The 12,504-nt window shown below is 66.1% G+C and carries 9 protein-coding genes; 6 read left to right on the top strand and 3 right to left on the bottom strand.

Translation table 11 applies throughout. The features are described 5' to 3' along the window. The first annotated feature begins 174 nt into the window (after window positions 1-174). The 4 genes from RMET_RS17985 (at window position 175) to RMET_RS18000 (ending at window position 6,454) form a co-directional block, all read left to right on the top strand. Entirely contained in the window at window positions 175-831 is a 657-nt protein-coding gene (locus RMET_RS17985; RefSeq protein ID WP_011517994.1) for an MOSC domain-containing protein, read from the top strand. A gap of 264 nt (window positions 832-1,095) precedes the next feature. Continuing rightward, window positions 1,096-2,319, top strand: coding sequence for an efflux RND transporter periplasmic adaptor subunit (locus RMET_RS17990; protein ID WP_011517995.1), 1,224 nt, complete (start codon window positions 1,096-1,098; stop codon window positions 2,317-2,319). Between the two features lie 4 nt (window positions 2,320-2,323). Beyond that, a complete protein-coding gene (locus RMET_RS17995; RefSeq protein ID WP_011517996.1) occupies window positions 2,324-5,533 on the top strand; it encodes an efflux RND transporter permease subunit in 3,210 nt (1,069 codons plus the stop codon). Window positions 5,534-5,617: 84 nt separating this feature from the next. Then, the gene (locus RMET_RS18000; RefSeq protein WP_011517997.1) at window positions 5,618-6,454 is read left to right on the top strand and encodes a ChaN family lipoprotein; all 837 of its coding nucleotides are present in this window, start codon (window positions 5,618-5,620) and stop codon (window positions 6,452-6,454) included. 24 nt (window positions 6,455-6,478) lie between these two features. Here RMET_RS18000 and RMET_RS18005 read toward each other — a convergent pair whose 3' ends face one another. Beyond that, window positions 6,479-7,966 carry a sensor histidine kinase gene (locus RMET_RS18005; protein ID WP_011517998.1) on the bottom strand — a complete coding sequence of 496 codons (1,488 nt, stop codon included), beginning with the start codon at window positions 7,964-7,966 and terminating at the stop codon, window positions 6,479-6,481. Continuing rightward, window positions 7,966-8,640 carry a response regulator gene (locus RMET_RS18010; protein ID WP_011517999.1) on the bottom strand — a complete coding sequence of 225 codons (675 nt, stop codon included), beginning with the start codon at window positions 8,638-8,640 and terminating at the stop codon, window positions 7,966-7,968. The genes RMET_RS18005 and RMET_RS18010 overlap by 1 nt, the downstream gene beginning before the upstream one ends. A gap of 212 nt (window positions 8,641-8,852) precedes the next feature. Here RMET_RS18010 and RMET_RS18015 point away from each other — a divergent pair, with 212 nt between their 5' ends. Next, window positions 8,853-9,953: an ABC transporter substrate-binding protein gene (locus RMET_RS18015; protein ID WP_224445474.1), complete on the top strand. Its 1,101-nt coding sequence runs from the start codon at window positions 8,853-8,855 to the stop codon at window positions 9,951-9,953. A gap of 67 nt (window positions 9,954-10,020) precedes the next feature. Here the strand turns inward: RMET_RS18015 and RMET_RS18020 are convergent, their stop codons facing one another. After that, complete coding sequence (locus RMET_RS18020; RefSeq protein ID WP_011518001.1) at window positions 10,021-10,749, bottom strand: TetR family transcriptional regulator; 729 nt, start codon at window positions 10,747-10,749, stop codon at window positions 10,021-10,023. A 491-nt stretch (window positions 10,750-11,240) separates the two neighbouring features. Between RMET_RS18020 and RMET_RS18025 the strand changes: the two genes are divergently transcribed. Further along, window positions 11,241-12,488: an efflux RND transporter periplasmic adaptor subunit gene (locus RMET_RS18025; protein ID WP_011518003.1), complete on the top strand. Its 1,248-nt coding sequence runs from the start codon at window positions 11,241-11,243 to the stop codon at window positions 12,486-12,488. The last annotated feature ends 16 nt before the right edge of the window (window positions 12,489-12,504 follow it).

Here is a 12,504-nt window from a genome sequence, read left to right on the forward strand (position 1 = left end):
TCCGGGAGGGACGCCTGACCGGCAGACGCACCGCCCCGCCAGACACCTGGAACGTGCGTCTGTTTCCCCACATTCCCTTGCTCAAACGAGCGCCCAAGTCGGTACACTCGGTGCAAAGCCGACGCGCGGCAGCATGACGCGCGCGCAGCCCCGCACACGCAAGGAGAGCGTACCGTGGCCGAAACCGATCCGCGTCCGAACCCCGCCGGCGCCGGTGGCATGAGCATTGGCCGTGTGCTGGCCGTCAATGTCGGCACCGCCCTGCCGCTCGTGGTGGCAGGCGCAGGCACGGAGGCTGTGGTGATGTCGGCCATCCGCAAACACCCGCTCAGTACATTGCATCATCCGATTGCCGTAGGCGTGCACCGCCTGGGGCTGGCCGGCGACGAGCAGGTCGACCGCAGCGTCCACGGCGGACCTGAGCAGGCCGTCTATGCCTATCCGATCGAGCACTACACCTGGTGGAACACGCGCCGGCGCGATGCCGGGGTCGAGGAATCCGAGCGTCCGCTGGCGTTCGGCGCGATGGGCGAGAATCTGACGACCCAGGGCCTGCTGGAGTCCGCGTTGTGGGTGGACGACCGCCTGCTTATTGGCGACGTCGAACTTGTGGTGAATGCGCCACGGCGGCCCTGCTACAAGTTCAATGCGGCGATGGGGTACGCCCATGCCGCGCGCGACATGCTGGAAAGCAGCTTTTCCGGCGTGTACCTGGGTGTCATCCAGCCTGGCGTGCTGCGCGCCGGCGATGCCGTGATCCTGATTCCCGGCCCGCGTGATGTGCCGCTGAATACCCTGCTGCACCGGAACGGCCGGCAAATCTCTCGCTAGATTGTTGCCAATCCCGCGTTAGTCCGGGGTGGCCGCCACGGGCTTTTCTGCTAATGTTTTAGAACTCATACAAGCGGTTCGGCCATCCCTTCCCTGTCGGCCAGACATCCATCCCCAGCGGAGCTGTAATGGGTTGTAATACAACGCACTAGCCGGAAGCGGCCAAGGCGCGGTACTAGTAGCGGTTTGCGCGGATAAAGCCGGCCCGATGAAGCCGGCGCCAAGGGGGAGTCGCGCGCCGTGCAGTATTTGAGGGTCCTCATAATGAAAACAGATGGAATCGACCAGCCGAAGGGCTTTGTCGATGGCAACTGGAGCGCGGCCGCCGGTACGGGGCGCGGCCGCACTTCGCGCTGGCCGGCCGTCGTGGCCGTGCTTGTGATCGTTGTCGCCGGCTGGTTTGGCTGGAAGCACTGGTTTGCGCCGAAGCCGGCCGCCAAGGGCCCGGCCGTGACCACGGTTGCCACGGCTATCGTCCAGCAGGGCGATGTGCCGCTGGAAGTGAACGCCAACGGCAATGTGGTGGCGATGCAGACCGTGGAGGTGCGCCCGCAGGTGTCGAGCACCGTTCGCACGGTCCATATCAAGGAAGGCCAGAGCGTCAAGCCGGGCGACCTGCTGTTCTCGCTCGATACGCGCATGGACGAGGCCAATCTGGACAAGGCGCGCGCCCAGCTCATGCGCGACCAGGCCGATCTGTCCGACGCACGCCGCACGCTGACACGTAGCCAGGAGCTGCTGCAGCGCAACTTCATCTCGCGCAGTGCCGTGGATACGGCACAGGCCAAGGTCGACGGCTTCGAAGCCACGATTCGCGCCGACCAGGCGGCCATCGAAGCGAGCCGCGTGGCCATCAGCTACGGCACGATTCGAGCGACGATCGGCGGCCGGACCGGCGTCATCAACGTCTTCCCGGGCTCGCTGGTCACGCCGACGACTGCGACGCCGATGGTCATCGTGGCGCAGATCGCGCCGATCACGGTCATGTTCACGCTGCCCGAACGGCAGCTTGCCGCCCTGCGCGAGGCACTGCGCAGCGGACCGGTATCGGTGACGGCGCTGCCTAACGACGGCAGCAAGCAGCCCGTGACCGGCAAGATCACATTCGTCGACAACACCGTCGATCCGCAGTACGGCAGCATCCGCGTCAAGGCGATGTTTGGCAACGAAGAGCACCGCCTCTGGCCGGGCACCTACGCCAACGTCAACGCCACGGTGCAGGTGCTGAAGGATGCGCTGTCCGTGCCGCCACAGGCCATCGTGGCCGGCCCCGAGGGCCGTTTCGTTTACACCGTGCAGGCCGACAACAAGGTGGCGCGCGTGCCAGTGCAGGTCATCGCCACGACGGCTGCTGCCGCGGTGATCGAAGGCGTGCAACCCGGCGCGCGCGTCGTGACCGAGGGCGCGCAGAATCTGCGTCCGGGAAGCCTGGTGCGGGAAGCTGCCGCTCGCGGCGCTTCGGCCCCGGCCGCCGCTACCAAGCATTGATGCCATGACGCTGTCCGAGCTTTGTATCCGCCGGCCCGTCATGACGGTGCTGTTGTGCCTGGCCGTCATCGTGACCGGTATCGTGCTGTATCCGACGATTCCGATTGCGGCGTTGCCCAGTTTCAATTCGCCCGTGATCCAGGTCACGGCCACGCTGCCGGGGGCGAGCCCGGAGACGATGGCGGCGTCCGTCGCCACGCAGCTCGAGAAGCAGTTCGCCACGATTCCGGGCGTCTCGGTCATCAGCTCGTCGAACACGCTCGGCAATTCGAGCATCACGATCGAGTTCAACAACGACCGCGATATCGACGCCGCCGCCGTGGACGTGCAGGCCGCGCTGTTCCGCGCGCAGCGGTCGCTGCCGATCGAGATGACGCTGCCACCGTCGTATCGCAAGGTGAACCCGGCCGATGCGCCGGTGATCCTGCTGGCGATCAATTCGCCGTCGATGAGCCTCGGGGAGCTGAACGCGTTTGGCGATAACCTGATCTCGCCGACGCTGGCCACACTGCCCGGCGTCGCGCAGGTGCAGATTTTTGGCCAGAAGCGCTTCTCAGTGCGCGTGCGCGCCCACCCCGACGCGCTGGCCGCGCGTGGCCTGACGCTTGATGAGCTGGCCACCGCGCTCAATCGCGCCAATGCGAACACGCCGGTCGGCACGCTCGACGGCACGCGCCAGACGCTGACGATCCAGGCTAACCGCCAGATGACCAACGCGGACGCGTTCCGCAACATCATCGTGGCCAGCCAGCCGAGCGGCGCCGTGGTGCGGCTGTCGGACGTGGCGGAAGTGGAAGACAGCGTCGAGACGATCAAGACCGGCAGCTGGCTCAACAACGAACGCTCGATCGTGCTGGCCGTGCAGCGCCAGCCAGATGCCAACACGGTGGCCGTGGTCGATGCGATCCGGAGCGCCCTGCCGCGCCTGCTGGCGCAGATGCCGGGCTCCGTCAACGTGAACGTGGTGAACGACCGGTCGATGTCGATCCGGGGATCGATCCACGATGTGCAGTTCACGCTGGCGCTGACCGTCGCGCTGGTGGTGATGGTGATCTTCCTGTTCCTGCGCCGCGCCGCCGCGACGCTGATTCCCACGGTATCGCTGCCGATCTCGCTGATCGGCACCGTGGCGCTGATGAAGGCGTTTGGCTACAGCCTGGATAACGTGTCGCTGCTGGCCATCACGCTGGCCGTGGGCCTGGTGGTGGACGACGCGATCGTGATGCTCGAGAACATCGTGCGTCATATCGAGGAAGGCGTGCCGCCGCTCAAGGCAGCGCTGGTGGGCTCGCGCGAAATGGGCTTCACGATCCTGTCGATTTCGATCTCGCTGGTGGCCGTGTTCATCCCGATTTTCTTTATGCCGGGTGTGATTGGCCTGCTGTTCCACGAATTCGCCGCGGTGGTGTCGCTGTCTATTCTCGTCTCGGCGCTCGTGTCGCTGACACTGATCCCGATGCTGTGCGCGCGCTTCCTGTCTGCCGAGAACGTGCCGGTGGACGAATCACAGCACATGTATGGGGAAGCGACGGGCGATCACGCCGCGGGCGCGCCCGTGCATCGCGTGGAGCAGAAGCAAACGATCGGGATGCGTTCCACGCAGTGGTTCGAAGACCTGTTCGAATGGACGCTCCGCAAGTACGCGAGCGGACTGGACTGGTGCCTGGCGCACCGCCGCGTGGTGCTTGCCGCAGCCGGCCTGACGTTCGTGCTGACCGCTGTGCTGTTCGTGAAGATCCCGAAGGGCTTCTTCCCCGAGGAAGACATCGGCCAGATCCAGGTCAACGCAGAAGGCCCGCAGGACATCTCGTTCGACGCGATGTCCGATCGCCTGCGCGACGCCGCCGAACGTATCCGCGCGAATCCGGCCGTGAAGAGCGTGGTGGCGTCGATCGGCGGTGGCCCGTCGCCAGCCATCAACACGGGCCGGATGTTCGTCGAGCTGAAGCCGCTCGGGGAGCGCCCGAAGATGCCGCAGGTGGTGGAGTCGCTGCGCAAGGATGTTGCCGGGGTGCCCGGGCTGGCGGTCTACTTCTCGCCGGTGCAGAACCTGCGTCTCGGCGGGCGTCAGAGCAAGAGCCGCTACCAGTACACGCTGCAGAGCGTGAAGCCGGGGCAGTTGCAGGAGTTCAGCGACAAGCTCATGGCCAAGATGCGCACCGAGCCGATCTTCCGTGACGTGACCAGCGATTCGCAGCAGTCGGGTCTCGAGGCGCAACTGACAATCGACCGCGACAAGGCCAATGCGCTCGGCGTGCAGATGCAGGACGTGCGCACGGCGCTGTACACCGCGTTTGGCGAGCGTCAGGTGTCGACGATCTACACGCCGATCGACAACTACTACGTGATCCTGACCGCGGCCGATATCGACCGCGCGGATGAGACGGCGTTCTCCAAGCTCTACGTGCGCAGCCGGACGGGCCAGATGGTGCCGGTGTCGGCGTTCGCCACGACCGAGCGCCGCGTGGGACCGATCGCGGTGAACCACCAGGGCCAATTGCCATCGGTCACGGTGTCGTTCAACCTCGCGCCGGGCGCCGCGCTTGGCGATGCGTCGAAGCTGATCGACCGCTATCGCGATGAGATCGCGATGCCGACATCGATATTCACGAGCTGGGGTGGTGATGCTGCGGTGTTCCAGTCGTCACAGGCCACGCAGGTGGTGCTGCTGGTGGCGGCGATCGCGGTGATCTACACGCTGCTGGGTGTGCTCTACGAGAGCTACATCCACCCGCTGACGATTCTGGCCGGCCTGCCTTCCGCGGCCGTTGGCGCGTTGCTGACGCTGTTCCTGTTCAACGTGGAGCTGTCGCTGATCGCGACGATCGGTGTGCTGATGCTGATCGGTATCGTCAAGAAGAACGCGATCATGATGATCGACTTCGCGCTGGCGGCGCAGCGTGAGCAGGGCATGGCGCCCGCGAAGGCGATTCGGCAGGCGTGCCTGCTGCGCTTCCGCCCGATCATGATGACCACGTTCGCGGCCGTGATGGGCGCCCTGCCGCTGGCACTGGGCCTGGGCGCGGGCGCGGAACTGCGCCAGCCGCTCGGCTTGGCCGTGGTGGGTGGTTTGCTGTTCTCGCAAGTGATCACGCTGTTCATCACGCCGGTGATCTACCTCGCGCTCGATCGCTACTCTGGTACCGGCCCGTTGCAGATCGATTCGGAAGGCAATCCGCTGGACGAGCAGCAGCCGGCAACGGTGGCGCACTGATCGCCAAACCATCGGCTCGTGTCGCGTCAAGCTCCCATCCCAATGGCCCGGCGCAAGTGCCGGGCAACCGGAGAGACCACAGCGATGAACCGATTCGTAGCCTGTATCGCAATGGCAGCCCTGACCGCCGGATGCGCGTCGACAGGACCTTCGGCAGATGCCTTGAGCCAGCGCTTCCCGAACCAGACCTACGTATTGCTCGGAGAGGTGCACGACAACGCGGCGGGCCAACGGCAGCGGCTGCAGGCGCTGACGCAGGCCGTCGAGGCGGGCTGGCGGCCCGCGATCGCGATGGAGCAATTCGACCGCGAACGGCAGGGCGATATCGACCGTGCGCGTCGCGAGCGTCCGGGCGATGCGGACTATGTCATCGCGCAGGCGACGGGCCCAAAGAGTGGCTGGAACTGGGCGCTCTACCAACCGGTGGTATCACTTGCATTGCAATACGACCTGCCGTTGCTTGCCGCGAACCTGTCGCGTGCCGATGCCGCGAAGATCGTGCGCGGCGGGCTCGGGCAGGTTTTCGCGCCCCAACAGCAGGCCGAGTTGAAACTGGACAAGCCCTTGCCTGCCGACCTCGTCGCCTTGCAGACGGCGACACTCGATGCCGGGCACTGCGGTAATTTCCCGAAGGCGATGCTGCCAGGGATGCTCGACGCGCAGGCTGCCCGCGATGCTGTGATGGCGCAGATCATGAAGGCACATGGCGACCGGGGCGTGGTGCTGATCGCGGGTAACGGCCACGTGCGGCGCGACATCGGTGTGCCCCGCTGGCTCGATCGTGCCGATCGAGATGACGTGCGCGTGCTCAGCGTCGGTTATGCGGAGTCCGAGGTCAACGACAAGGCATTCGATGTGCTTGTGCGTGTCCCTGCCGTGGATCGTCCCGACCCATGTACCGATGCGGTGATGAAGAAGTAGCAATGAGTCGGCGTGCGCGGCCCATCAGGCCGTCGGCATCACCAGTGGCAAGCTGAGTTCCGCGCGCACGCCGCGTCCCTGGACGCCTTCGCGCAAGACCACGGTGCCGCCGCAGCGCATCGCCATCTCGCGCGAGATGGCAAGTCCGAGGCCCGACCCTGTTTCCGTGTGGCCGACCCGGCGATAGAAGCGCGCGAACACCTTCTCGCGTTCGGCCTCGGGAATGCCGGGGCCGTCATCCTCGACGACGAGCATGGCGCTGTCGTCGACCTGTGTGGCGGAGAGCGTGATGCGGCTGCGGCGTCCCGAGTACTGGATGGCGTTGTGGACAAGATTGGCGAATGCCTCGCGCAACAGCGCGGGATCGGCCTGCACTGGCAGTTCCAGTCCGGCCGGTCGTTCCCAGCCGAAATCCTGCTGGCGTCCGCGAGCGAGTGGCAGGTAGTCCAGTGCCACCTGCTCCGCCACGCCGATTGCGTCGATGATTTCCACTTCCGTGGCCGGGGCGGTGCCGTCCGGCGCGTGCTGTCTGACGCGCGCCAGTGCCAGCAACTGGTTGGTCATCCGCGCGGCCTGCTCCAGTTGCTTGACGATGCCGCCAACGGCTTCGGCGGCGCCTGAATGCGCCGCGCCTTCACCGCCGAACGTGTCGAGCTGCCGCTGCGCGAACTCGGCCTGTGTCTTCAGGATGGCCAGTGGCGTGCGGAGCTGATGGGCGGCATCGGCGATGAACTGGGCCTGGGCCTGGGCCATCGCGTCGGAGCGCGACACGTGCAGGTTCACCGCGTCGACCAGCGGGCGCACCTCGACCGGCACATGGTCGAATTCGAGCGGGGTCAGATCCTCGGGCGAGCGCGCGCGCACATCGTCGCGTACCTGTTGCAGCGGGCGGAGCACGTAGGTAATGCCGCCGACCAGGATCAGCGCCGAGACGATGATCAGCGCGATGTCGCGCAGCAGTGCACTGCGCCAGACGTTGCCGATCAGCGCCGCGCGCGGCTCGGCGGTCTCCGCCACCTGGATGATCACGCGCATGTGCGCGTCGGGGCGATAGACCGGGCGGGCCATCGCCGCGATGCGGACCCGGTCGCCGCGATAGGTGGCGTCGTAGAAGCGCGGTTGGCCGTTCCGCAGCGCTCCCGCCGGCAGCGGCAGGTCGTCATAACCGGTGACAGTCTCGATCTGGCCCGCCCGCTCCATCGACACGCGGTAGAACACGTGTGTCTGCGCCGCGGTCTCGAACATCTCCATGGCTGCGTCGGGCAGCGATAGCTGGATGCTTTCGCCGGCCATCCCGATGGCGTTGTCGATGGTCAGCACGGAGCCGTACAGCGAGCGGTCGTATGCCGTGTTGGCGGCATCGCGCAGGGTGCCGTAGGTGAACCACGTATCGACCGCCATCATGAGCGCCAGCGCCGGCACCAGCAGGATCAGCAACTGGCGCCGCAGGCTGCCGCGCAACCAGGACCGCACAGGCAGGCGCGCGCGCTGGCGCAGGCGGCGAGGCCACATCAGGTGGCGGTCTCTGGTTCGAGCAGGTAGCCGAAGCCGCGTAGCGTGACGATGGTTACGCCGTGGCCGGACAGCTTCTTGCGCAGGCGATAGACCAGCACCTCGATGGCGTCCGGGCTCACGTCCGCGTCGAGCGAGAACACCTTGTCGAGCAATTGGGCTTTCGTCAGCGGTTGGCCGCTTCGGGCCAGCAGCGCGCCGAGCAGCGTCGATTCGCGCGGGGTCAGGGACAGCGGCGCGCCAGCCAGTGTGAAGCTGCGCGCTTCGCCGTCGAATACCAGCGTGCCGCATTGCAGGCGCGGATGCGCCCGGCCACGGCTGCGCCGGATCAGCGCCAGGATACGGGCCTCGAGTTCCGCGATGGCGAATGGTTTGGGCAGGTAGTCGTCGGCCCCGAGATTGAGACCGCGCACGCGTTCATCCAGGGTGTCCTGTGCGGTGAGGATCAGCACGGGCGTGCGGTCGTCGCGGCCGCGCATGGCCTTCAGCACGGCCAGGCCGTCCTTGCCGGGAAGGCGCAGGTCCAGCACGACGGCATCGTATTCCTCGGCCATGAGGCGGGCCTCGGCCTTCAGGCCGTCGGTGACATGCTCGATCACGAAGCCGCCCTGCTCAAGTGCGCGTGTGACCCAGCGGGCCAGTTCCACTTCATCTTCCACCAGCAGGATGCGCATGGGACCCTCCTCTGCCCGCTCTTGATCTGTCTCCGGGGGCTGCCCCCGAGGGCGCCTATGATACCGCCTCGGCGGCGGGTGTCGGGGGCGCCGCTCGCACCCTATAATGGCGGCGCTCCTTCCCGTGTACAACACGCCTGTCTACTGTGCCAGAAACCAAGTCGCCTCCGGTTCATGCAACTCGCCGTCACTTGCTGATGGCGGGCGCCGTCATGGCTGCGGGCGTACCGTCGCTTCCGGCCCGGGCGCAGCCCACGGCGCGGGTGCCGGCGGGGTATCCGAGCGACTATATCGAGGTGATCGCGCGCGCGCAGCGCGAGGGATCGGTCACGGTCTATGGTTCGACCGATCTGGAGATCGCGCAGCCGCTGATCGACGCATTCGAAGCCCGCTATCCGGGTATTCGCGTGCGCTATCAGGACCTGAACACGATCGAGCTGAACGACCGCTTCCTGGCGGAGAGCGCGAGCCTCGGCACGAACCGGCCGGCAAGGGACGCGGATGTGGCCGATGTGCTCTGGAGCACGGCGATGGACCTGCAGATCAAGCTCGTCAACGACGGCTACGCGCAGCGCTACGAGTCGCCGGAACGCGATGGCCTGCCGGGCTGGGCGGTCTGGCGCGACGAGGCGTTCGGCACCACGTTCGAGCCTGCGGTGATCGTCTACAACCGGAAGCACTTCGCGGGCACCCATATTCCGAGTAGCCGCAGCGGCCTGGCGCGCTTGCTGCAGGACCGCGCGCCGCAATGGCGGGGCAAGATTGTGACGTACGACGTGGAGCGTTCCGGCGTTGGCTATCTGCTCGCCCAGCAGGATGCGCGCATGGGCAGCGAGTTCTGGTATCTGGCTCAGGCGTTGGGCCGCGCGCGCGTGCAGTTGTCTGCATCGACGGCGGACATGATCGAGCGCATCGCCAGTGGCGAGCTGGTGCTGGGCTATAACCTGCTAGGTTCCTATGCGCTGTCCCTGATGGAGCGCGGGGCCGGGATTGCCGTCATCGCGCCGCGCGACTACACCCTGGTGATGTCGCGCGTGGCGTTCATCGCGCGGCAGGCGCCGAGGCCACACGCGGCGCGGCTGTGGCTCGATTTCCTGCTGTCGCGCGATGGGCAGGTCCTGCTGAGTCAGACCGCGTCCCAGCTCTACACGATTCGCACCGACACCGACAGCACGCATACTGCCAACGCACTGGCGGAACGGCTGGGCTACGCGCTCAGACCGATCAGCGTCGGGCCGGGTCTGCTGGCCGCACAGGATGCCCTGCGCAAGAAGGCGTTCATCGCGCGTTGGCGCGAAGCCATGCGCGGTTGACGGCGCATAGCCAACTCATAGCCCGCTCAGCAATCCGTTCGGGAATCAGGTCGGAATCAGGTCGGAATCAGGTCGGCGCCAGGGCCTGCTGGGGCTGCTGGGGCTGCCGTTCGCACAGGGCCGCCATTTCCGCATCGAGCGGCGCCATGGGGCGTGGCACGTAGCCCACGCGCAGAGCCGGCGAGAGGCGCAATGTGTCGATGAATGCGTCCGCCAGGCGTTCGGCCTCGCGGGCCAGTTCGAAATCCTCGGGGGAGAACAGCCAGTGCGCCAGCACGCCACCGATCGCGGCGTGAAAGGCATTGACGGCCAGTGGCAGGTCGAGGTCGGCGGGCAACTGGCCGCGCTCCATCGCTAGCCGCAGATGCTCGCGCATCTTCACCGTGCCTTCCTGGTGCGACTGGCGCTGGCGCACGAAGATGGCGCCGTTGTCCTCGACCATCTCGCACTTGTGGAAGATGATTTCGAACACGCGGCGCCATTGGGGATTGTTGACGGTCTGGCGGAACACGAATGCGCAGATGTCGCGGATGCTGCCGAGCGGGTCTTCCTGCGAGGCAATGCGCTCGGGCGAGCAGAGCGCCTCGACAGGCAAGTTGACGCGATCGCACATCGCGGCGAACACGTCGCTCTTGTTCTTGAAATGCCAATAGATCGCGCCGCGCGTGACGCCTGCCGCCTCGGCAATGTCCGCCAGCGAAGGACGTGCCACGCCACGGGCGTGGAACACGGCCTCTGCCGCATCCAGAATGCGGTTGCGCGTCTCTAGCGCTTCTTCCTTGGTACGTCTGACCATTTCCCTCTTTACCCGGACGGCGGTGGTCGCCAGGTCTCCATAGGCGCTGCCGGTGGATGGCAAGGCGCTTCTCTCTCCAAATTGCGCAACGGCACTAGGCGGGGCGCATCGTACCGTGAATGGAACAATCGTGCTCGATTTGCAGGAGCATTCCACTACACGCAACCATCACATGTGTTGTAAACGCCCCAAAATTTATCCGGGTACTTACATACATGCGCGAATGTATCTATAATACGCCCCTGCCCGAGTTTCAGCCAACCTGATTTGTGTGATGGCGCGCGCGCAAAGTGACGCAGCCATGAGCCGAAGCCGGGAAATCCTGCCTGTAGAAAGAAAAGCGTTTCCATCCACCGCCTTGCGTGCGGCGGCTGGCAACAAGCAAGAACCTGTTTGGCCGCCATACCCCGCCCCCGGAGTGTGTTGCCCTTTGCGACTGTTCGCGTCGCGGGCATTGCGGCAGATCTCAAATTGCCATCATGGGGTTATCGATGAGGAAGTCCCAACAAATCCGTAGTGTTGCCGCCGCTGTGGCGGTACTGGCGTTGTCCGCCTGCGGCCAGAAAGCCCCGCAGGGCGGCGCGATGCCGCCTCCGGAAGTGGGTGTCGTGACCGTCACGCCGTCCGCAGTTGCCGTCGTCAATGAATTGCCGGGTCGTCTCGAGGGTGTTCGCACCGCCGAGGTGCGTGCCCGCGTGGAAGGTATCGTCCTGTCGCGCAACTACACCGAAGGCGGTGAAGTGAAGGCCGGTCAGGTGCTGTTCCGCATCGATCCCGCCCCGTATCAGGCGCAACTGGCTTCGGCCAAGGCCCAGCTCGAGCGTGCCGAGGCCAATGCCGTGTCCGCGCGCCAGAAGGCTGAGCGCTACAAGCCGCTGGTGGCTGCCAACGCCGTCAGCAAGCAGGAATACGACGAGGCGGTTGCCGCCGCCGGTCAGGCCAATGCCGATATCGCCGCCGCCAAGGCGGCCGTGACGACCGCGCAGATCAATCTGGGCTACACCACCGTCACCGCGCCGATCTCCGGCCGCGTCGGCCGTGCGCTGGTCACGGAAGGCGCGCTGGTCGGCAAGGGCGAAGCCACCAAGCTGACCACCGTCGAACAAGTCGAGCCGATCTGGGTGACCTTCACGCAACCCGCGTCGGAAGTGGCGCGCCTGCGTCGCGCCATTGAGGCCGGCCAGGTCAAGGGTGTGAACGGTGGCGCGCGCGTGCACCTGTACCCGGAAGCCGGCGACAAGGAATACGGCATGACCGGCAAGCTGCTGTTCTCGGACATGACCGTGGACCCGACCACGGGTTCGATCACGCTGCGTGCCGAGTTCCCGAACCCGAAGCGTGAACTGCTGTCGGGCACCTTCGTGCGCGTCAAGATCGAACAGGGTGTGGACGAAAAGGCGCTGACCGTGCCGCAGCGCGCGCTGATCCGTAGCGCACAGGGCGCGAGCGTGCTGGTGGTGGGCGATGACGGCAAGGTAGCCGCGGTGCCGGTCAAGGCGCCGCAGGCGATCGGCGATCGCTGGGTGGTGACCGAAGGCCTCAAGGGTGGCGAAAAGGTCATCGTCGAGGGCCTGCAAAAGGTTCGCCCGGGCGCGCCTGCCAAGGCCGTGCCGTTCCAGAATCCGCAGACCGCGGCTGCGCCGGCATCGGGCGCAGGTGCGCAGGGTGCTGAAGGCGGCAAGTCCGAAGCCAGCAACGAAGCCAAGCCCGCCGAGCAGAAGCCGGCCAAGCAAGGCTGACCACGCACACTTAGGG

Origin of the sequence: Cupriavidus metallidurans CH34 (genome assembly GCF_000196015.1) — a bacterium.
Taxonomy (GTDB): domain Bacteria; phylum Pseudomonadota; class Gammaproteobacteria; order Burkholderiales; family Burkholderiaceae; genus Cupriavidus; species Cupriavidus metallidurans.